Origin of the sequence: Nostoc sp. (assembly GCF_035638895.1) — a bacterium.
In the GTDB taxonomy this organism is placed as follows: domain Bacteria; phylum Cyanobacteriota; class Cyanobacteriia; order Cyanobacteriales; family Nostocaceae; genus Nostoc.
Genome location: NZ_DASQZC010000197.1, coordinates 1 through 2,126, shown reverse-complemented (window position 1 = coordinate 2,126; position 2,126 = coordinate 1). Strand labels below are relative to the sequence as shown.

Sequence of the window (2,126 nt, the reverse complement as noted above, 5' to 3'; positions counted from 1 at the left end):
TAGCAAATTTATTTAAGTGAAGCTTAATTGTTTAACTTATGCAAATGCACCACCTTATGACTATTTCAAATTCTAGACATTTTGAAGTCACAGATATTCAAGATTGGTTGGTTAACCAGTTTGCCGAGCGGCTGGAAATTGATCCAGAAGATATAGATATTCATGAGCCTTTTGATAACTACGACTTAAATTCAGTAGAAACAATTATCCTATTGAAAAAGTTAGAAAAGTGGCTGGAATGCAATCTCAATCCTACCTTAATCTTTAATTACCCAAATATTGCAGAACTTGCTAAACGCCTAGCTGAAGAAACTAGTGCAACAAGGCAGAAGCCAGAAGGAAAGAAAGCTGTGTTGAGTTAGAACTCAATTGTGAATACTCATTGTTCAGCATTCAGCACTATTTTAACGATGACAAAAATGTGGTGCAATCAAAGAAGGTAATTAAAATGGAAGCGATCGCAATCATTGGTATTGGCTGCCGATTTCCTGGGGCAAAAGATCCAGAAGCTTTTTGGGAACTTTTGTGTAACGGAGTTGATGCCATTACAGAGATCCCCAAAAATCGCTGGGATCTGGATAAATACTATGACCCAAACCCGGAAATTCCTGGCAAAACGAACTCGCGCTGCGGCGGCTTTTTGCCGCAAGTAGACCAGTTTGACCCCCACTTTTTCGGAATTTCGCCGAGAGAAGCCATGTCTATGGACCCTCAGCAACGACTCTTATTAGAGGTGGCTTGGGAAGCATTAGAAGATGCTGGACAGGTGCGAGAACAGCTATCCGGCTCACGCACTGGCGTGTTTGTGGGTATTTCCACAAACGATTACACCTTGATTCAGGGAGAGGGTTATTCTCAGCAGATCCAAGGCTACGATCTGACTGGTAATGTGTTGAGCCTTGCTGCTGGTCGCCTTTCCTATGTATTTAACTTCAAAGGGCCAAGCATGGCAATTGATACGGCTTGTTCCTCGTCACTTGTTGCAGTTCACCTTGCCTGCCAAAGTTTATGGAACAAAGAAGCTAGCATGGCTTTGGCTGGAGGTGTGAATATTATTGTTTCACCGACTGGACACATTGGTTTAACTAACCTAAAGGCTTTGTCTCCCGATGGTCGTTGCAAAACCTTTGATGCCGAAGCTAACGGTTATGTTCGCAGTGAAGGGTCTGGTTTTATTGTCCTCAAACCTTTATCGCAAGCTTTGGCAGATAATGACCAGATATATGCACTTATTCGCGGCAGTGCGATTAACCATGATGGCCGCAGTAAGGGATTAACCGTGCCATTCGGCCCTGCTCAAGAAGCACTAATTCGTCAAGCATTGGACAATGCTGGGGTGGCACCATCTGAAATTAGCTATGTTGAGTTGCACGGTACTGGCACTCCTTTAGGAGATCCCATCGAGGCGATCGCTCTCGGAACAGTATTAGATACTAACCGTCCTACTGGAAATTACTGTGCTGTCGGCTCGGTAAAAAGCAATATTGGCCATTTAGAAGCAGCCTCTGGCATCGCTGGTTTAATTAAAGTTGCTTTATCACTCAAGCATCAAGAGATACCACCAAATTTACATTTTCACCAGCCTAACCCCTATATTCCTTTTGACACTCTACCCATTCGAGTCCAGCAGTCTTTAGCTCCTTGGCCTCAAGGGCCTAGTCCAGCCAAAGCTAGCATTAGTTCTTTCGGGTTTGCAGGAACTAATGCTCATGTTGTCCTAGAACAGCCTCCCCAATCCGCAGATATATCGCAACAGCAACAATCTTACTTACTGCCCCTGTCAGCCCAGAGCCAGGAAGGTGTGAAATCACTAGCACAAGCTTATCGGAATTTTCTGGAAACTCAAAAACCCGATGCTGTCTCACTAGCAGATATTTGTTATACAGCGAGTGTGCGACGCACTCACTATGAACAACGTCTGGCTTTGCTGGCTGATTCTCCTACACAACTTCAAGAAAAGTTACAAGATTTTTTACAAAGCAAGTTAGAAACTAATCAACCTTCTAATCGCAAGCATCGCCGTCCGAAACTAGTTTTCGTTTTCTCCGGCCAAGGCCCCCAATGGTGGGCGATGGGTCGGGAGTTACTAGAACAGGAACCAGTCTTTCGCGCCATTATAGAAGAGT

2 protein-coding genes are annotated in these 2,126 nt (G+C 44.3%); both read left to right on the top strand.

Going from position 1 to position 2,126, the window contains the following annotated elements; all coding sequences use genetic code 11:
- Positions 1–56: 56 nt before the first annotated feature.
- A complete protein-coding gene (locus tag VE944_RS09655) occupies positions 57–362 on the top strand; it encodes an acyl carrier protein (protein ID WP_324975797.1) in 306 nt (101 codons plus the stop codon).
- Between the two features lie 20 nt (positions 363–382).
- The coding region (locus tag VE944_RS09650) for a type I polyketide synthase (RefSeq protein ID WP_324975793.1) at positions 383–2,126 on the top strand (1,744 nt) is incomplete at its 3' end.